Genomic DNA, 19,530 nt, shown 5'->3' with positions numbered 1-19,530 from the left:
CTTTATTTTTATTATTTATTTGTTAGTTTTATCATAAAGGTAATTAAAAAAGGAAATAAAACCAATGTATAATTTGCATTGGATTATTAAACGTCATTTTAAAATTTAATAGTGTAATCTACATAAACTCGGTGGTCGGCTCTGTCGCCTTTAACACCATCAACACTGCCTAACTTTTCGGTTGTATAATCTACAAATAACCAGCGCAAACTTAAGCCTTTTATTTTCTCAACTTTATAGCGCGTATCTACAGCCCAATATTTTTCGTCAGCTGTGCCAGCTAACTTACCCAGCGCAGAGTTTTCAGCATCGCTACCGCTTGTGTAGTAAAACTTTGTTGTTAAACCTGGCGATACTGCTTTTAAATCAATACCAAAACGTGCCTGCCACGTTACCTCGTTTTGATTTGTTAAATCGGCACCAATCAATGAGCGAGTTGGAAATGGGTTTGTACCATGGTCGCCACTGAAATTATCTTCAATCCAAGCATCACTTACTTTAGTAAATACCGCACCTACACTCCAAATATCTTTTTTCCAATCAGCATCTAAGTAATAGGCAAATCCATCGTTTTCACTTTTAGTTAAACCTGTTAAAGCGCCAGTTGCATCTTCATCATCTAAATCGCCGCCCTCTGCGCCTGTTACAAATAAATCACCATCATCTTGTGAGGTAAATATGCCAGTTGAAAGGGTTAACTTACTTTGCTCAAGTTTAATGTCGTAACTGATTTTTAATCCCATTTTACTTAGATAATTGTGAGAATTTAAATATTCAGCCTCTAATATTAGATTGTCTTTTTTATGCGTAGCACCTACGCCCCAAATTACGTTAATGGCGCCTGTTGCCGATTGATCGGTAGAAAAGTCTTCCCATCTATCATCGTGTCGACGGCTCCATTTGTCGTAAACGTAACCGTATAATTTAGTGTTGCCAATTTTGTAATCACCAAAAACACCTCTAAAAGTATTAGGAATAGCCCGGCTCCCAGAGCTTTTAAGCAACATACTTTTGGTTTTTTGCCCGCCCACTTTAACGTGACCGTTGTTGCCCAATTTAAAATCTAAAAAATATTGACCAAATTTAGAAAAGCTATCGTCAACTCCACCGCTCTCATTACCCGCTGGTAAAATATTACCTGCGGCTGAACCCGTAGAATTAATATCCATCACGGTGTAAGTCGATACACCCACACTCACTAAATCGTTTATATAACCCGATGTGTAATTGAGCTCTATACCTTGAGCAAAAGTTGAATCGTCACTTGCGTCGTTATCGTAGTCACGGTCAAAATAAATTGATCTAAGTTTTATATTAAATTCATCTTGTTCTGTCAGCCCATTAAGAGCGGCATACGAAGGAATAGAAATACATGTTAATACTGCGCCTGTTGCCGCAAGTAATTTAGATACTCGGTGAGCCATAGTTATCTCCGTTACCTTGTTTTTTTAAGTTTTCACTGTGCAGTGCATAGCAGCGTGTATTTTTTCGACCTACACGGCAAACATGTCATAAGGTAATTACATTTTAAGTAATCACGTTTTCTTTCATGCTAGTAAATATAGAACAATATAAATTTATAATGTTTTAATTTCTATATTATAAAATATTAAGTGTTTGTTTTGTTTCGGATGAATTATAAAAGTAAGGTGAGCATCGTCTCTTGCTCGCTCGTACCTATAGCGGTAGTTCCCTTTAAAAGCGTCATAATATTGGTTAAATTTTACTTTATTTAAACTTACCAAAGTAAAGTTATAAGCAAAAACTAAAAGCTATCCGTTGTTTTTTGAGCACCTAATATTCACTAAAAAATCGATAAATATAAAAATCAGCACCTTTAGCTAATACTTTTGTTGTTCGCTATAAAGTAGCAAAAAACATAAAAATTATTATATTTATATACATGTTCGTCTTATCTTGGTGAGTAAAATCAACTTTTTATATTACATCCACTCTAAACCTTTATAAAATATATATATTCTAATTAATAACAAAGTTGTATCCTGAATAATAAGTGCTATATTTATTTCGATGATAAAACAGATATACTGTCAGTATATTAATAATAAAGGATGAGTTAATGTTTTCAGGACGACCGGTTAGTAAAAGGTTATTAATCTCGGTGCTTACTCATGCTATTTTTTTCATCAGTGGTATTGTATTAACTTACTTTGCCCACGCTGCACATCAAGATGCTGTTAATAACAAAATAAATGAAGCCCTCAACAACCGCCTTTCTTCACTCTCAACAGGCGTTACTAGCAGATTCGCCTTATATAAATATGGGCTATACGGTTTAAAAGGATTTATACACGGCATTGGCGTTAATAATTTAAGCTACCAAACAATTTCTAATTACTCTAACAGTCGCAACTACGCCCAAGAATTCCCTGGAGCAAATGGTATCGGTTTTATAAGAAAAGTGAATGCCGAAAACTTAGCTCAATTCTTAAAAACTGCAAAATCCGATCGACCTAACCAAATATTCAAACTAAATAAACTAGCTAACGAAAGTGATGAGCACTTTATTATTCAGTATATATTTCCTGAGCAAAGTAATTCACGGGCTCTAGGACTCGATATTGCATCGGAAAGTACACGTAAAAAAGCAGCATTAAATTCTGCAATTAATAACCAAGTTCAATTATCGGCGCCTATTACGTTAATCCAAGCGGATAACAAATCGAAACAAGGCTTTTTAATTTTACTACCAGTTTATAAAAATATTATTATTCCAACTGATAAAATCCAGCGTTTAGAGCAATTAATTGGATGGACTTACTCCCCTTTATTAATAGACAATATTTTAGACTCTCTTTCCCAAGCTGATGAAAATAAGCTAGTCATTAGCGACATAGGTAACAACGTTAAAACTGACTTTTTTAGCTACGGCATTAAAAGCAACTCGGCTGATTATCAGTTAAATAAAGTAATTAAAGTGATGGGAAGAACATGGGAAATCACACTTAGTGCTTCAGACACATTTATTGAATCACTACACTTACCGAGTAAATATCAAGCTATTGTCAATGGTGTTTTTTATACCCTTATTTGTATGTTTATAACTTTAATAATTCAGCTGTTTTTTTACCGTAGAGCACAAAGAACACAGCGAAGAATTATCAAAGCTAAACAAAATAAGCATATGCTGCAGCAAACAAATTTAAAATTAGAAAAAGAAGTAAAATTACGTACTAAAGAAATTGCCGATATAAGTATGCTTCAACAAAGTATTTTAAACAGTGCCAGTTACTCTATTATTGCGACCGACATAAATGGCTTAATTACTTTGTTTAATCCCGCCTCTGAAAAGTTATTAGGCTATAAAGCGCAAGACGTTATTGGAATTGAAAATCCGGGTATTTTTCATTTAAAAGAAGAAATTATAAAAAAAGCCAAACAGCTTAGTGCAGAGTTAAATGAACCTGTTTTCCCTGGTTTTGAAGTGTTTATCTTAAAAGCAACTGCTACAGAGCCTGATATCAATCAGTGGACATACATTTCTTCTACAGGCGAGCACATACAAGTTAATATAAGTGTTACCTCTTTATTAAATAACGAAAATGAAATTGTTGGCTATTTGGGTGTAGCATACGATTTGACCGAACAAATTAATCACGAACAAGCTCTCGGACATGCTAAAGAATTAGCTGAACAAGCATCACAAGCTAAATCTGAATTTTTAGCAAATATGAGTCACGAAATACGCACACCTATGAACGGCATACTAGGTACATTACAGTTACTGCAAGAGCAGCCATTGAATGAAAAATCAAAAGAGTATTTAAAAAAATCACTTTATTCGACCCGCTCACTCACCACTATTATTAATGATATCCTCGACTTTTCTAAAATTGAAGCTGGGAAGCTTTCATTAGAATATAAATCATTCGACCTTTTTGAACTTATTCACCACTTAGAGTCTGATCTTGGCCTGCAAGCCAGTGATAAAAATATATACCTTAAATTTATAATTAATATTGAGCATAAGTACTGGGTGGGCGACCCCGTTAGACTCAGACAGATATTTTTAAACCTAATATCTAATGCGATTAAGTTTACGTCGCAGGGTGGCGTTACAGTAACGTTTAGGCTAACCGACGAAAACAAAATATGTTGTTGTATATCAGACACCGGAATTGGAATTTCTGAGCAGGCTATAGAGCGATTGTTTGAGCGCTTTGAACAAGCAGAGCAATCAACTACGCGTGAATATGGCGGTACAGGTCTTGGCTTACCTATTACTAAATCATTAATAGGTTTAATGAATGGCGAAATTAAAGTAACAAGCCAATTAGATTCAGGTAGTCAGTTTTATGTGTACTTACCATTAAAACAAGCACAGATTGATGAAAGCACATTAATAACAAAAAATGTTGAGCTTCCTGACCTATCTGGAAAAACTATTTTATTAGCTGAAGATAATAAAATAAATCAGCTTGTTGCCTCTGCGATGCTTGAGCCTACAAAAGCCACCATTATTATTGCCAACAATGGTTTAGAAGCAATCTCATTATACGAGTCACACAAGCCAGACATTATTTTTATGGACATTCAAATGCCTAAAATGGATGGTCTTCAGGCATGTAAAAAAATTAAGGCGCTTAATAGCGAACAAATTGTTATCGCATTAACCGCTAATGTTTTTACAGAGCAAAAAGAAATATACAGGCAGTTATTTGATGGTTACGTTTCTAAGCCAATTGAAAAACATGAGCTTGTCGGCATGTTATCAACACTCTATTTAGTTAATAGTTAGTCATTGCGAAGGCATTAAAAAACCCAGTTACTAATACCTTTCGATATTAGTAACTGGGTTCTAAGAATGATGGTGGAGGGAGAGGGATTCGAACCCTCGTTAGGGATAAACCTAAACACACTTTCCAGGCGTGCGCCTTCAGCCACTCAGCCATCCCTCCACAGTGCTGCAATTGTGTAATGCAACAGCGCGCTATAGTATGAAATAGACCCTTAAGGTGCAAGGCATTTTTAAATATGAGCCTTTAAATGCTTACTTATCAAGCAATAGCTTATCTATAGGCACAAAAAACGGCTAAATCTAAGACCTAACCGTTTTAATTTATACTTTTAAAATTACTTAGCCATGCTCGCAGTAAATTCAAGCATGCGATTAAGCGACTTAAGTGCGCCTTCGCGTAAACCCATATCAACGAATACTTCTTTACCTTTAGGGCTTATGAGGGCTTCCTCAATCGCTTTTAAGCCATTCATTGCCATCCAAGGGCAATGTGCGCAACTTTTACATGAAGCGCCCTCACCTGCCGTTGGAGCCGCAAAAAACTCTTTATCTGGACATAGTTGCTGCATTTTATAAAAGATGCCGCGATCGGTTGCTACAATAAACTTTTTATTGTCCATTGTTTGCGCTGCTTTAATTAATTGGCTCGTAGATCCAACCGAATCGGCAAGTGCAACAATTTCTGCTGGTGACTCAGGATGAACTAATACGCCTGCATCTGGGTGTAGCGCCTTCATATCTTTTAAGGCTTTAGTTTTAAATTCGTCATGTACGATACATGCACCATTCCACATAAGCATATCAGCACCGGTATTTTTTTGAATATAACTACCAAGGTGCTTATCTGGGCCCCAAATGATTTTTTCGCCTTGCTCATCAAGGTGCTCTACTATTTCAAGTGCACATGATGAGGTTACAATCCAATCTGCACGTGCTTTAACAGCCGTAGAGGTGTTTGCATACACAACCACTTTACGGTCAGGGTGCTCATCACAAAACGCTGAGAACTCGTCTATCGGGCAACCAATATCTAGCGAACACGTCGCTTCAAGCGTTGGCATTACAACCGTTTTATTTGGCGTTAAAATTTTGGCTGTTTCGCCCATAAATTTCACGCCCGCGACGATGATCATATCTGCATCGTGACGTGCACCAAAACGTGCCATTTCTAGCGAATCGGCAACGCAGCCGCCGGTTTCTTCTGCAAGTGCTTGAATTTCAGGATCGGTATAATAATGTGCAACAAGTACTGCATTTTTATCTTTTAGTAATTGTTTTATACGCGCTTTATATTCGCCTTGCTCGTCATTTGTTAACGGTGCTGGCTTAGGGGGGAAAATATAACCTTCAGGCATAATAGTTTGAGCTAGACTCATGTTCTCGACCACTTATCTACAGTGCATTAATTAGGGCGAATTATACGAGAATATAAACATAAATAACAGCAAACTAGTTAAGCTGTTTATAAAAAATAGAATGGGAATTTAAAAAAGAATATAAAGGAAAGTATTAGAGAATGGTGGGTCATGATGGATTTGAACCATCGACCAATTGATTAAAAGTCAACTGCTCTACCAACTGAGCTAATGACCCGCTCATGCGCTTATTCATTTTGAATAAACTTACGTAAATCCGCCGATTAAAACTACTCATAGAATGGTGGGTTATGATGGATTTGAACCATCGACCAATTGATTAAAAGTCAACTGCTCTACCAACTGAGCTAATAACCCGCTCTATGCACTTATTCAATTATGAATGAAGCTTACGTAAATCCGCCGATTGATGCCAAACACTATTCACAAGGAATAAAGAATGGTGGGTTATGATGGATTTGAACCATCGACCAATTGATTAAAAGTCAACTGCTCTACCAACTGAGCTAATAACCCGTTCCAGTTGCTAACTTATTTCTAAGTTAAAGCCTGCGTAAATCCGCCGATTGATGCCACACACTATTCACAAGGAATAAAGAATGGTGGGTTATGATGGATTTGAACCATCGACCAATTGATTAAAAGTCAACTGCTCTACCAACTGAGCTAATAACCCGCTCTATTGTTGCGTTTTAAATGCAACTTACTACTTTACGTAAATCCGTCGATTGGAACCAATCACTATTCAAAGGAATAAAGAATGGTGGGTTATGATGGATTTGAACCATCGACCAATTGATTAAAAGTCAACTGCTCTACCAACTGAGCTAATAACCCGTTCCAGTTGCTAACTTATTTCTAAGTTAAAGCCTGCGTAAATCCGCCGATTGATGCCACACACTATTCACAAGGAATAAAGAATGGTGGGTCATGATGGATTTGAACCATCGACCAATTGATTAAAAGTCAACTGCTCTACCAACTGAGCTAATGACCCGCTCTGACGTTGCGTTTTATAACAACTTAGTATTCTACGTAAATCCGCCGATAAAAGACCATTCAAAGAATGGTGGGTTATGATGGATTTGAACCATCGACCAATTGATTAAAAGTCAACTGCTCTACCAACTGAGCTAATAACCCGCTCTTTTTGTCGCATTTCGAGTGGGGTAACCATTCGTTTGCTGCGGGCGCTTATAATACTTATTTATAAAATGAGTGCAACCGAAATTGTCTCTTTTTTTAAGTTTTTATGTCTAGATGCACAAAATTAAACCGTTTGTGCTCAAACTACATGCAAATCCAAGATTCTTCGAGAGTTTCCATGTAGTTTGCTCGCCCTAACTAGAAATTTAATCGCTAGTGAACTTTAGTTTCCTAAACGATCAGTTGCTAGTTTTGCAGCGGTTGTACTTGGGTATTGATTGATAAGATCGCTCAATATTTTTTGCGCTTGCGCCGCTGAACCTTGATCTTGTAAAAGTGTGCCTAACTTTAGCATCGCATCTGGGCGTTTATTAGAATTTGGAAATTCGTTCACAACGACTTTAAAGTGCTCTACTGCTTTTACACCATCATTTTTAATAGTAAGCAACTGCCCTAACCAATAATGCGCATTAGACGCATAGACAGAGTTTGGGTAGGTAGTTAAAAACGTTTGAAATTCAGGAATCGCTTGGTCATAGCGTTTATCTTTCATTATTAACGCGACAGCGCGCTCATAGGCTTCATTTTCAGATAAGTCACTGCTATAGGTCTGTGCATTGCTTTGTTGCGTGTAATCAGTTGCGGGAGCTGCTGCTGGCTGTGTATAAGCCTGGCTCACGCGGTTTTCAATTTCTTGATACAACTCACGCTGACGCTGCAGTACTTTTTCAAGCTTGTAGCTTTGCTCTTCGGTTACACCTCGAATTTGGCTTACTTCGTCTTGTAACAAGTTAAGCTGTTGCTGTAACTCTACTTGCAAAAAGTTACGCTGTTGCATCATATTCTCAAGCGACGCTAATCGCTTTTCAATACTTGATTGTGAACTCGCAGCTTCTGAAACAGGAGCGGGAGCAGCCATTAACTGGGTGCTCCCGCTCAATATCATGGCTGCCAAAATAATTTTCGGCTTCATAATATCTCTTATCTTAGTAAACTAGTACCGCACGGCGGTTTTTAGCGAAAGCTGATTCAGTGCGAGACTTAACCATTGGCTTCTCTTCACCGTAGCTTACCACTGACATTTGGCTAGCTGAAACACCTAAGCTTAATAAGTATTTTTCAACTGCTTGGCCACGGTGCTCACCTAGTGCAATATTGTACTCTGGAGTACCGCGCTCATCTGCATGGCCTTCAATTAGTACTTTAACTGATGAGTTTTGAACTAAAAACTCAGCATGTGCACGAAGTAAGTCTGCGTACTTGCTTTCAACTGTCGCAGTATCAAAATCAAAGTAGATTACTTGCTCTTGACGAAGTGCTTCGTACTTTTGACGAAGTTGCTCTTCTGCTTGTTGCTCAGGAGAAATTGTAGCAACTTCAACCGTATCAGTGTTAGTTGATTGCTCAACAACGCCTTGATTTGATTGGTTTGCAGCACCTTCATCAATATCTGAAGATGAGCTACAAGCTGCTAATGTCATTACTGGCACAGCAATTAGCAGGCCTTTAAGTATTTTGTTAAGTTTCATTGAGTAGATTCCTATTTTGAGTAAACCAGTAATATTACTGTAAGTATGGCGACCAAGCTGGTGCCTTTACTTGTCCGTCTAGCACAGGTAACCGTGCCTTAAAGCGGCCGTCCATCGATACTAGCGCAAGTACCTGTTTATTATTATGAAGCGTGCTATATATAATCATCGAACCATTTGGCGCTATGCTCGGTGATTCATCTAGGCGTGTTCTCGTTAATACTTGGAACGCGCCTGTAGCCAGCTCTTTCTTAGCAAGATGGTACTGCCCGTTGGTACGGTTAACCATCACTAATTCTTTTCCATCTGGTGTTATTGAACCAGCAAGATTCATATCACCATCAAAGGTGAGTCGCTGTGACCTACCAGTTTTTAAATTTAACTTATAAATCTGAGCATTACCACCCCTTTCAGATGTAAACACAATATCTTGACCATTAGGGTGCCAAGATGGCTCAGTATCTATGCTACGGTGATTTGTTAAGCGTGTTTCTTTACGTGTAGCTAGGTCAAGCAAGTAAATTTCTGTTGCACCCGTCTTGTCCTTAGAAAGCACTAATAATAGCTTTTTACCATCTGGCGAAAACTGCGGTGCACCGTTAATACCACGGTAGCTTGCTATTATTTCGCGCTTACCTGTGTATATATCTTGAATGTAAATTTGGCTTTGACGGTTTTCAAACGTTACATACGCTAATTTAGTACCATCTGGTGACCACGCTGGCGACATTAAAGGCTCTTTTGAGCGAAGTAATACTTGCTCATTAAATCCATCATAGTCTGCAACAACGAGTTGATAAGGCTTAGGGTCATTATCACGTACTATTACATAGGCAATTTTAGTTAAAAATGCGCCTTTTTCACCAGTCAATCTTTCATAAATAACGTCACTGATTCGATGAGAGTAACGGCGAAAACCACTTTCACCAATAACACTTTCACGCGCTTCCAAAATATGATCTTGGCTTTTAACTAGCTTACCATTACTCATCATTTGTGTATTGCCACCGGTAATTTGGCCGCGGATCACGTCAACTAACTCATAACGCACTAAGTAACGCCCATCAGTTTGCTGCTCAACTTCGCCCACTAATATCGCTTCCACACCTTTATTAACCCAAGATGCGTAATCAATTTCGCTATCTTTGGTTGGCTGTTGTGGCATCTGCGCTACATCTACAGGTTTAAATTTACCACTGCGCATTAAATCGGCAGCAATAACACTGCTTAATTTTTCAGGGATTGGGCCAACACCTTGGTACTTAAAAGGTACTATAGCAATGGGCCTTGCACCGTCTACACCCTCAGTTATTACAATTTCAAGTGCTGCATTAGCAACACCCACAAACCCAAACAGTAAAACTAAACAGGCTATTTTTATTTTGTTGAACATATCATTCCTTTAAAATTCTGGCTTGATTGTTAAATTAATATTCTTAAGTTGTTCGAATACGTCTTTATCTTTAGATACCGGTAATGTGTCGGCCATGCGCACTGCTCTTAATGCAGCTTCACATACCAACTTATCGCCACCTAATGATTTAACTTGCGTTACTAAACCATTAAAACCTAAACGAATATTTACTCGGCACTGTTGGTTTTTCATTTTTTCATCAATCAATAAGTTTTGCTGAATACGCGCCATAATTAATGCACGGTACTTATCAACTTCGCTTACCACTTGTTGTTGACGTATTTTACTACGGGCAGCCTGCTCTTTGGCAAGTTGCTCTTGTAACATTTGCTCTTGCATTGCTTGCTGGCGTTTACGTTCTGCCTCGGCTGCACGCTCTTTTGCTTCTTCTTCACGTTTTTTACGTTCAGCTTCTGCTTTTTTAAGTGCGTCTTCTTCGGTTTTACGCTTATCAGCAGCAGCTTTTGCTGCACTCTCAGCTTCTTGCTTTTGCTTTTCAGCTTGTTTAGCTTTAGCGCGCTCTTTTTGCTCAATAGCACGTGCTTTTTTAGCTTGTGCTTGCGCCTCGGCTGTTTCTTTTTCTTTAGCTTTACGTTCTTGCTCTAGCTTTTTAATATGCCTAGATTCAGATTCGCGTTGCTTACGTGCATTGACCGCTCTGCGTTCTAAATCGCGGATACGTTTGTCTTCAGCACTTTTTTTATCTTTTTCTTTCTTTTGAAGTTCAGCAATTTTTTGCTCAACTTGTTTTTGATCAACTGTAACGGCTGATACTGCTTTATCTGGCGTAGGTATAGCAGAATTAAGCGTTACTTCCATTACTTTAGGTGCTGGCGGATGAATGTTTGCAGACGCATACAAAAAACCACCAATTCCTAAATGAAGTACTATCGATTTTACTACTGAACTATTCATACAGCTACTTCCCCTCAAAGGATTCAGTCATTAATCCTACTGATGGTACGCCTGCATTTTTCAAAAAATCCATTAGTAATAATACTTCTTGATACGACACCTTACCCGAGCCTTTAATCATAACTGGCACGTCAGGGTTTTTCATTAGCTGTAATTTTATAACCGCAGCAACATCAAGTGCTTCCATAGGCTCTTCAGGATCAGTACCTACGCTTACATAATATTTACCCTCTGCATCAATTGAAGCAATAATGGGCGGAGTATCTTTAGTATCAACTAAATCAGACTCTTCCATTTTAGGTAAATCAACTTTTACACCGTGTGTAATAAGCGGTGCTGTTGCCATAAATATAATAAGTAATACCAACATTACATCAATGTAAGGTACTACATTAATTTCTGCGACCGGACGGCGCTTTTTACGCTGATACATTCGCTTGTGCCTCTATTTGTGTAGCTGCTTGACGGTGTAAAATATTAGCAAACTCTTCCATAAAGTTAATATAGTGAGACTCAAGCTTTTCAACACTGTTTGAAAAGCGGTTATAAGCAATAACGGCCGGAATTGCCGCGAATAAACCCATAGCAGTCGCAATAAGTGCCTCTGCTATACCGGGTGCTACCATTTGTAATGTAGCTTGCTTAACTTCACCTAGTGCAATAAAGGCATTCATAATACCCCACACTGTACCAAACAAACCGATGTACGGACTAATAGAACCTACCGTTGCTAAAAACGATAAGCTAGATTCAATTTTTTCAATTTCACGAGAAAGCGCAACACGCATAGAACGATGCGTCCCTTCCATAACAATACTCGCACTTTGAAATGTATTCTTTTTATGACGAGCAAACTCTTTAAAGCCTGAAGTAAATAAGGCTTCAATACCTTGAGACTGACCGCTGCGTGACGATATTTCGTTATACAATTTACTTAGATCAATACCAGACCAAAACTTTTGCTCAAATTTCTTAGCATTTGATAGTGCATCTGATATTGCTTTTTTACGCTGAAATATAATTGTCCACGACATTACAGACATGGCAACTAGCCCTAACATCACTAACTGAACAAGCAAGCTTGCTTCTAAAATTAGGTCTAAAAAATTAAGCCCTGATCCCACGTTAAACTCCTAAGTAATTTCAAAATACGGCAAATTGGTTAATTTGTGTAAATATGACCGTTTATACGGTCAAAAGTTGCATCTAGTGTATCTAGTCCATTTCAAGCTGACAACGGTATTGCTATGAATAGGCAACAAAAAACGTTAAAAAACAGCTTTAGTTGGCATTTCCCTTTGCCTCAGTATTTTATTTAATCTTTTAAATAAACTCGCTAATTATAAATATGCGTAAATATATAAGTAAAACGTCATAAAATGCGCCGTTTATTCAAAATAAGAGCATAAACACTCAAAACCTATAAGCCTTACCTTCACGTAACAGTAAAACTAATACCGAGCCACATCAAAAGAAATTACTTAAGCTAGAAATTTCATTAACTTATAAATTTAACGATTAATTAACGCGCAAGATTCAAACAACAATAAAATTCACCGAATTAGTTTTTCTAATCTGAAAATACAAATTTTCTAGTTTGAACAAAAAGATGATCTTACGTATTATTCTCCCATACCGAACTAGCGCACCGAATGAGATAGTTTCATTAAGCCAAGTTCTTAGTAATAGGATATTTTATCGTATTACATTGTTTTACTCTTTCTGGATAAAACCAAATTCAGTAAAACGTAGTTCCCTGGATTACTTCCTTCAACTTGTTGTTTGCCCGCATTTTTTGCGGGCTTTTTTTTGCCTGCAATTTGGTGCGCTACATATTTTATACCAACCTGCATAAATCTTTGATCAATTTAACGAATTAAATTGCACTATAACGTCGTTAAAAATTTTTTATTTAGAACAACTAGATACAAAAACTTTTGCCTAGTTCTAGCGTAATTTTCTTAACGTTAAGTAGACCCCATATATAAGCAGATTGGTATTATTTATAAACTAATAATGGCCCTACCTATTTTACAATAAGTAATTCGGTTACTAGTTTGAATGGTACGCAGGATAGCTTCGCGAGTCTTAACGCCCTGTGAATTAACAGTTAACTATAAAGCGTATAAGTATTTTGAAATAACATTTGCAACAGTGTGCTGAGGTTTTGGGTAAAATACCAACCGTATAAATATTTGAAAGAAAGGGATACTAAGTCAATTACCTGCTGCGCAATAAACCACAGCAAGTAATGTATATGATGAGGCTAGTCTTTTTTAGGAAGTAAACCAAAGTGATGATATGCACTGTCAGACACTATTCGACCACGCGGAGTACGCTGAATAAATCCTTGCTGAATTAAAAACGGCTCTATTACATCTTCTATTGTTTCACGCTCTTCACCAATAGCTGCAGCTACATTGTCGAGCCCTACTGGGCCGCCCATGAATTTTTCAATTATGGCGAGTAAATATTTGCGATCCATATAATCAAAACCACTTTTATCTACGTCAATCATATCAAGCGCTTGCTTAGCTACTTCGGCATTTACTGTACCGTCAGATTTTACCTGTGTGTAATCGCGTACACGGCGTAATAAACGGTTTGCAATACGTGGTGTACCACGTGAACGTTGTGCAATTTCGGTTGCGCCATCATCACACATTTCTAAACCAAGATAATGTGCAGAGCGTCCTACTATGTGCGACAAATCTTCTACAGAATAAAACTCTAATCGCTGCACAATACCAAAACGATCACGCAGTGGCGATGTTAGCGAGCCTGCTCGCGTAGTGGCACCAATAAGTGTAAATGCAGGTAAGTCTAATTTAATAGAACGCGCAGCTGGGCCTTCACCAATCATTATATCAAGCTGGTAGTCTTCCATTGCTGGATACAGTATTTCTTCAACTTGCGGGCTTAGCCTGTGTATTTCATCAATAAACAGTACATCGCCTTCTTCTAAATTAGTAAGTAACGCAGCTAAATCGCCTGCTTTTTCAAGTACAGGGCCGGATGTTGTTTTAATACTTACGTGTAATTCGTTGGCTACAATATTTGCAAGCGTGGTTTTACCAAGCCCTGGTGGGCCAAATATTAATAAATGATCGAGCGCTTCACCACGGGTTCGGGCAGCTTCAATAAAAATTTCCATTTGCTGCTTAACATGAGGCTGGCCTCTGTAGTCGGCTAAAAGTTTTGGTCTTATTGCACGATCTATAGAGTCTTCATTTGTTTTTTCAGTCGCATCAATTAAGCGATCCGCTTCAATCATGGGTTACTCACAACATTGATTTTAAAGATTCTCTAATAAGAACCTCAGTAGACATATCGGGTTTGCTTATCGATTTTACTGCTTTTTGAGCTTGTGGCAATTTATAACCTAATGCAAGCAGTGCCGATACGGCATCATCGGCTGCGTTATTAGCGATTGTCGCATCGCTCATTGGCTCTATTACTGCGCTGTCGCTAAATGGCGTAAATAAATCATTACCCCAATCTTTTAATCTGTCTTTCATTTCGAGTACTAAACGCTCGGCTGTTTTTTTACCTACACCCGGTAATTTAACTAGCGACGTTGAGTCTTCGTTATTTACACAGCTTACAAATTGCTTTGCCGACATGCCCGATAAAATAGCTAAGCCAAGTTTTGGACCAACGCCATTTGCTTTTAATAGCTCTCTAAACAAGGCGCGTTCAACTTTATTATTAAAACCAAATAATAATTGAGCATCTTCACGCACTACAAAGTGGGTGTAAACAATCGCGTTTTCACCAATTTTTGGTAAATCGTAAAAACAGGTCATTGGCATTTGTACTTCGTAACCGACACCACTTACTTCGAGTAATATTTCTGGTGGCTGTTTTTCGACTAAAATACCATTTAAGCGGCCTATCATAGTTATTTCCTTAAACGTCCTCTAACGGTTTTGCTTGCGCTACCCGCTAGTTTAATTAAATTTTGTTCTGAGTGAGCGTGGCAAATCGCAATAGCAAGTGCATCAGCTGCATCGGCCTGTGGCGTACCGGGTAGTTTTAAAATATTTTTTACCATGTGCTGCACTTGTGTTTTATCAGCGCCACCGTTACCTACTACTGCTTGCTTAATTTGCCTAGCTGAGTATTCAAATACGGGTAAGTCGGCCATTGCAGCGCCAACAATCGCGGCGCCTCTAGCTTGGCCTAGTTTTAAAGCTGAATCGGGGTTATGCGCCATAAATACTTTTTCAATGGCAAAGGTTTCTGGTGAAAACTGCTCAATAAGCTGTGTAATGCCTTGATAGATCATTTTAAGCCTAACCGGAAAAGGATGATCGGCTAACTTAATACAACCACTGCCTAAGTATGTAAATTTAGAACCTTGGTGGGCAACAACGCCATATCCGGTCAAACGTGAACCAGGATCGATCCCTAAAATAATGGCCAAACAGTACTCCATTGTTATTATTTTTAAATTACGCTAATAATGCCAGAGCACTGTATAAATTACCAGTACAAAGAAAAACAAAAATGCCCACGTGTTAGGTGGGCATTTGAAGGAGCATGTTAGTTTAAGCTTACCCTAGGGCACGCACTAATCCTTGGGTATTTTGTTTAAGTGTTCGGGCAATCATTAAATAGCCTAAACCAGCCACAAATACACCGCCAGCTACCGGACCAATAACCCATATATGCGGATGTAACTTACCTGCTAAATCAAACATTTGTTGCTGCACAATTAAAAGCGCTATATCACTAAAAAATGCGGCAACTAAGCCAGCTAAACCGCCGAGTAATAAAAACTCGTACAAGGTCGCATTTTTAATTAATCGGCTTTTAGCGCCAAGTGTTCGCAGTATTACAATTTCTTGCATACGCTCACCTAAACTAGCTTGCACTTGCGATATAAGTACAAGCGCGCCACACAGCACAACAATTGCAAGTACAAAGCCAATGGCGAGTGATACTTGCGAAATAGTTGTTTGTATTTGCTTAACAAAGTTATCAATATCAATCGCTGTAATAGTAGGGTAAGTACGCAATAACTGGCTAAAATCACGCTTTTGATCTGGGTTTATACGTACCGACGAAATATACGTTGCCGGAAAATCTGCAAGTACATCTGGGCTTAAAATAATAAAAAAGTTAGGTTTAAGCGTGGCCCAATTAACTTTGCGCACACTGGTAATTTTAGCGTCGAATGACTGCGAACCAATTAAAAATGTAAGCGTATCGCCCATCTCAACATCTAAACGCTCAAGCATCGACTCCTCTACTGAGGCTTCAGCCATCGCATTTTCACCAAACCACGTGCCTTGTGTTACTTCATTCTGGTCAGGCACATCTTTAAGCCATGTAAGGTTTAGCTCACGGCCAATACCTGCACGTGCTTCTTCGTCTTTTTTCTCGTTGTCTTGCAGCGATACAGAACGTGCTACCAACTCGCCGTTTACCGCATTTACACGCCCACGAATAGTGGGATAAAACTCTGATACCTGAATATCTTTTTGTGCTAAATACTCATTAATTGGCTCAAGCTCATTTTGCGTAATATTAACTAAAAACGCATTAGGCGCATCGGCAGGAAGTTGCGACTGCCAATCAGATATCATGTCGTTTTTAAGTACCACTAAAAACAGCAGTAATTTAATCGCTAATGAAAAACTAATTAACTGTACCGCGTTCACATTTGCACGCTTTTGAATAGATGCAATTGCAAGCGACCAACTGTTACCTGGCTTAAGCCCTAATTTTCGACCGCCACCAAATATTAATTTAGATATCAAAAACAACACACCAATTAGCGCAAGCGTTGAGGCAAACAAAATAAGCGTTATTTTTATGTTGTTACTAAATAACCACATTAATAAAAACACAGTTAGCGCACTCATGCCTAAATGCACACGACTTACTGCCAACTTGTCACCTAAGTTACGGCGCAGCACTCTAAGCGGTGGAATATCAAATAAATCAAATAACGGTTTAATAGAAAACATAACAGCACAAATTACGCCAGTGCTTATAGCCACCAGCCAAGGTTTAAAGCCACCTAAAGGTAGCTCTGTGCCCATACTTTTTGATAAGTAACTTGTTGCTATTTCTTGCAAGCCATAACCAATTAACAGCCCAATACTTACCGCCATTGCACATACAAGCAATAAATGGAGCATGTATATTTTGCGGATCATTGAACGGCTACCGCCTAGCGTTTTCATCATCGCTACTGGGTCGTATTGTCGTTCACAATAACGTTTTGCTGAAACGGCTATAGCCACTGCGGCTAAAATAATACCTAATAGGCCGGCAAGTAATAAAAAGCTCTCTGCACGGTTTAAACTATTTGAAATAGGTGATTGACGGTCTTTAACGCCGTACCATTGTTGGTTTTCTTTCATTTGTGGTTTAAGCCACTCGTAAAAGCTATTTATATCGGCCTCACTACCTGCATAAAGTTGGCGATAATAAACACGACTACCTGGCTGCACAACTTCGGTTTTTGCCACATCGTCAATATTAATAAGCACGCGGCGGCTGCTCGAAAATACATTAAATGGCGCATCGGGCTCTTCTACAATCACTTTTGAAACATTAAATAATGCAGCGCCAAGCTCTACTTGCGCGCCTATATCAATATTTAAACTGTAAAATACTGATTCACTTAGCCACACATTACCAGGCGTTGGTCCGCTATTAGCAACCTTAGTTTCACCTGTTAAGGTATCTTTAACTTTTAACTGCCCTTTTAACGGGTACGCATTAGATGCCGCTTTTACTGAGCTAAACTGCATTTCATCATCGGCAAACAACATAGTGTCGAAGTACACCATTTGCGCCGTTTTTAAATTTTGGCTCTGTGCTTTAGTAATAAAAGCAGTGTCGAGAACATGATCGCTTGCAAGTACACGGTCTGCTGCAATAAAAGCACTGCTTTTTTGCGCAATACTTTGCCCTATTCGCTCAGTAACCATAGACAGTGTAAGCACGGTTAAAACAGCAAGAGCGATAGCTGCGCTTATAACTGTTAACTCACCACGGCGAAATTCTCGCGAAAACAACTTAAGCGCTAACTTAACCCACATTAGCAACGTCCTCTACTTGGCTTTTTACCAGTAAACCCGCTTCTATTTGAATAATGTGCTCACATTTTTGTGCAAGCCCTTCATCGTGAGTAACCAAAATAAGCGTAGTGCCGTGTTGCGTGTTTAAATCAAATAATAACGACTCAATCATTTTACCGTTTTTGCTGTCTAAGTTAGCCGAAGGCTCATCAGCAAACAGTATTTTAGGTGTACCAATAAATGCTCGCGCAATAGCAACACGTTGCTGTTCACCGCCAGAGAGTTGCGACGGGTAATGATCAATTCGATGGCTCAAGCCTACTTTTTCAAGCAAAGCAATTGCTTGCTCTTTTGCATCACTTTCGCCAGCAAGTTCTGCTGGTAGCATAACGTTTTCTAGTGCAGTTAAGCTTTGTACTAACATGAACGATTGAAACACAAATCCAATTTTAGCCGCGCGCAGTGCAGCACGCTCTTCTTCATCTAAATTGTGTAATGGCTCGCCATCTAAAAATATTTCGCCGCTGCTTGCGGTATCCAGCCCTGCTAATAAACTGAGTAACGTTGATTTACCAGAGCCCGACGTGCCAACAATAGCAACAGACTCGCCATGCTTGACATTAAAGCTGATGTCGCTGAGGATGGGCAGCTCACCTTCAAAGGTAGAGACTACTTTAGACAAACCATTAACCTGAATTATATTTAATTGAGAAAGCGCTGACATATGACTCATTCAATCCTTCGTTTAGTATTCATTTTATTTTTAGTTATCAAACCGCTGAGCGCAGCAGCCGACAACACGATTTTAATACTCGGTGACAGTTTAAGCGCAGCCTACGGACTTCAACAAGAAGAAGGCTGGGTAAAATTGTTACAAGATAAATACGATGACGAACAAGCCGACATTGAACTTATCAACGCCAGTATTAGTGGCGAAACATCTGGTGGAGCCCTACGCCGTTTAGATGCATTGCTTGAGCAATACGAACCCACTCATGTACTTATTGAGCTAGGTGCTAATGACGGTTTACGTGGTTTTCCAGTCAAAAAAATGCAAACTAACTTAACGTCTCTTATTCAAAAAAGCCAAGCAGCTAATGCGATGACCGCCTTAATGGAGATTTACATTCCCCCTAATTACGGTCCGCGTTACAGCAAAATGTTTACAGACACTTTCTCGCGCGTTAGCGAAGAAACAAATGCGCATTTAATGAACTTTTTTATGCTCGATGTTGCTGGTCAACCTGAGCTAATGCAAAACGATAGTTTACACCCTAACAAAAAAGCTCAGCCATTAATACGCGATGAGATGTATGACTCGATCAAAAAGTGGTTAAATAAAGACTAGCTAATT

The 19,530-nt window shown here is 38.7% G+C and carries 15 protein-coding genes and 8 tRNA genes; 2 read left to right on the top strand and 21 right to left on the bottom strand.

The window, feature by feature from the left end; translation table 11 throughout:
• Positions 1-98 precede the first annotated feature (98 nt).
• Complete coding sequence (locus tag GQR38_RS00370) at positions 99-1,424, bottom strand: OprD family outer membrane porin (protein WP_165722293.1); 1,326 nt, start codon at positions 1,422-1,424, stop codon at positions 99-101.
• A gap of 656 nt (positions 1,425-2,080) precedes the next feature.
• Here GQR38_RS00370 and GQR38_RS00365 point away from each other — a divergent pair.
• Entirely contained in the window at positions 2,081-4,759 is a 2,679-nt protein-coding gene (locus GQR38_RS00365) for a CHASE domain-containing protein (RefSeq protein ID WP_165722295.1), read from the top strand.
• A 70-nt stretch (positions 4,760-4,829) separates the two neighbouring features.
• Here the strand turns inward: GQR38_RS00365 and GQR38_RS00360 are convergent.
• The 20 genes from GQR38_RS00360 to GQR38_RS00265 all read right to left on the bottom strand — a co-directional run bounded on the left by GQR38_RS00360 (position 4,830) and on the right by GQR38_RS00265 (position 18,900).
• Positions 4,830-4,919, bottom strand: a tRNA-Ser gene (locus GQR38_RS00360).
• Between the two features lie 175 nt (positions 4,920-5,094).
• The gene (gene nadA, locus GQR38_RS00355) at positions 5,095-6,135 is read right to left on the bottom strand and encodes a quinolinate synthase NadA (RefSeq protein ID WP_010554042.1); all 1,041 of its coding nucleotides are present in this window, start codon (positions 6,133-6,135) and stop codon (positions 5,095-5,097) included.
• 141 nt (positions 6,136-6,276) lie between these two features.
• Positions 6,277-6,352, bottom strand: a tRNA-Lys gene (locus GQR38_RS00350).
• 64 nt (positions 6,353-6,416) lie between these two features.
• A tRNA-Lys gene (locus GQR38_RS00345) sits at positions 6,417-6,492 on the bottom strand.
• A gap of 83 nt (positions 6,493-6,575) precedes the next feature.
• Positions 6,576-6,651: transfer RNA gene (locus GQR38_RS00340), tRNA-Lys, on the bottom strand.
• Between the two features lie 84 nt (positions 6,652-6,735).
• Positions 6,736-6,811, bottom strand: a tRNA-Lys gene (locus GQR38_RS00335).
• An 85-nt stretch (positions 6,812-6,896) separates the two neighbouring features.
• Positions 6,897-6,972 (bottom strand) — tRNA-Lys (locus tag GQR38_RS00330).
• A gap of 84 nt (positions 6,973-7,056) precedes the next feature.
• Positions 7,057-7,132: transfer RNA gene (locus GQR38_RS00325), tRNA-Lys, on the bottom strand.
• Between the two features lie 70 nt (positions 7,133-7,202).
• Positions 7,203-7,278, bottom strand: a tRNA-Lys gene (locus GQR38_RS00320).
• 226 nt (positions 7,279-7,504) lie between these two features.
• Positions 7,505-8,254: a tol-pal system protein YbgF gene (gene ybgF, locus GQR38_RS00315; protein ID WP_024590479.1), complete on the bottom strand. Its 750-nt coding sequence runs from the start codon at positions 8,252-8,254 to the stop codon at positions 7,505-7,507.
• A 13-nt stretch (positions 8,255-8,267) separates the two neighbouring features.
• Complete coding sequence (gene pal, locus GQR38_RS00310) at positions 8,268-8,810, bottom strand: peptidoglycan-associated lipoprotein Pal (RefSeq protein ID WP_007580392.1); 543 nt, start codon at positions 8,808-8,810, stop codon at positions 8,268-8,270.
• Positions 8,811-8,844: 34 nt separating this feature from the next.
• Complete coding sequence (gene tolB / locus GQR38_RS00305; RefSeq protein ID WP_007580390.1) at positions 8,845-10,203, bottom strand: Tol-Pal system beta propeller repeat protein TolB; 1,359 nt, start codon at positions 10,201-10,203, stop codon at positions 8,845-8,847.
• 9 nt (positions 10,204-10,212) lie between these two features.
• Positions 10,213-11,139 carry a cell envelope integrity protein TolA gene (tolA, locus tag GQR38_RS00300; RefSeq protein WP_165722297.1) on the bottom strand — a complete coding sequence of 309 codons (927 nt, stop codon included), beginning with the start codon at positions 11,137-11,139 and terminating at the stop codon, positions 10,213-10,215.
• Between the two features lie 4 nt (positions 11,140-11,143).
• Entirely contained in the window at positions 11,144-11,572 is a 429-nt protein-coding gene (gene tolR, locus GQR38_RS00295) for a protein TolR (protein ID WP_007580386.1), read from the bottom strand.
• Positions 11,559-12,263 (bottom strand): protein TolQ, encoded by a 705-nt coding sequence (tolQ, locus tag GQR38_RS00290; protein WP_007580384.1) that lies wholly within the window; start codon positions 12,261-12,263, stop codon positions 11,559-11,561. Before tolQ ends, tolR begins: the two co-directional genes overlap by 14 nt.
• A 1,142-nt stretch (positions 12,264-13,405) precedes the next feature.
• Entirely contained in the window at positions 13,406-14,413 is a 1,008-nt protein-coding gene (gene ruvB / locus GQR38_RS00285) for a Holliday junction branch migration DNA helicase RuvB (RefSeq protein ID WP_007580382.1), read from the bottom strand.
• Between the two features lie 7 nt (positions 14,414-14,420).
• The gene (gene ruvA, locus GQR38_RS00280; RefSeq protein ID WP_002960647.1) at positions 14,421-15,038 is read right to left on the bottom strand and encodes a Holliday junction branch migration protein RuvA; all 618 of its coding nucleotides are present in this window, start codon (positions 15,036-15,038) and stop codon (positions 14,421-14,423) included.
• A gap of 2 nt (positions 15,039-15,040) precedes the next feature.
• Positions 15,041-15,565 (bottom strand): crossover junction endodeoxyribonuclease RuvC, encoded by a 525-nt coding sequence (ruvC, locus tag GQR38_RS00275; protein WP_002960649.1) that lies wholly within the window; start codon positions 15,563-15,565, stop codon positions 15,041-15,043.
• A 130-nt stretch (positions 15,566-15,695) separates the two neighbouring features.
• Positions 15,696-18,197, bottom strand: coding sequence for an FtsX-like permease family protein (locus GQR38_RS00270; protein WP_165722299.1), 2,502 nt, complete (start codon positions 18,195-18,197; stop codon positions 15,696-15,698).
• Positions 18,187-18,900, bottom strand: a complete 714-nt coding sequence (locus GQR38_RS00265) for an ABC transporter ATP-binding protein (RefSeq protein WP_008137049.1) — start codon at positions 18,898-18,900, stop codon at positions 18,187-18,189. Before GQR38_RS00265 ends, GQR38_RS00270 begins: the two co-directional genes overlap by 11 nt.
• Here GQR38_RS00265 and GQR38_RS00260 point away from each other — a divergent pair, their 5' ends adjacent.
• Positions 18,901-19,524 (top strand): arylesterase, encoded by a 624-nt coding sequence (locus tag GQR38_RS00260; protein ID WP_007580376.1) that lies wholly within the window; start codon positions 18,901-18,903, stop codon positions 19,522-19,524. It abuts the gene before it with no gap.
• Positions 19,525-19,530: the final 6 nt, after the last annotated feature.

It is taken from the genome of Pseudoalteromonas sp. c7(2019) (assembly GCF_011378625.1).
GTDB classification, from domain to species: domain Bacteria; phylum Pseudomonadota; class Gammaproteobacteria; order Enterobacterales; family Alteromonadaceae; genus Pseudoalteromonas; species Pseudoalteromonas arctica.
Note: the sequence above shows the minus strand (reverse complement) of the source record. Positions and strands in the feature narration are given on the sequence as shown.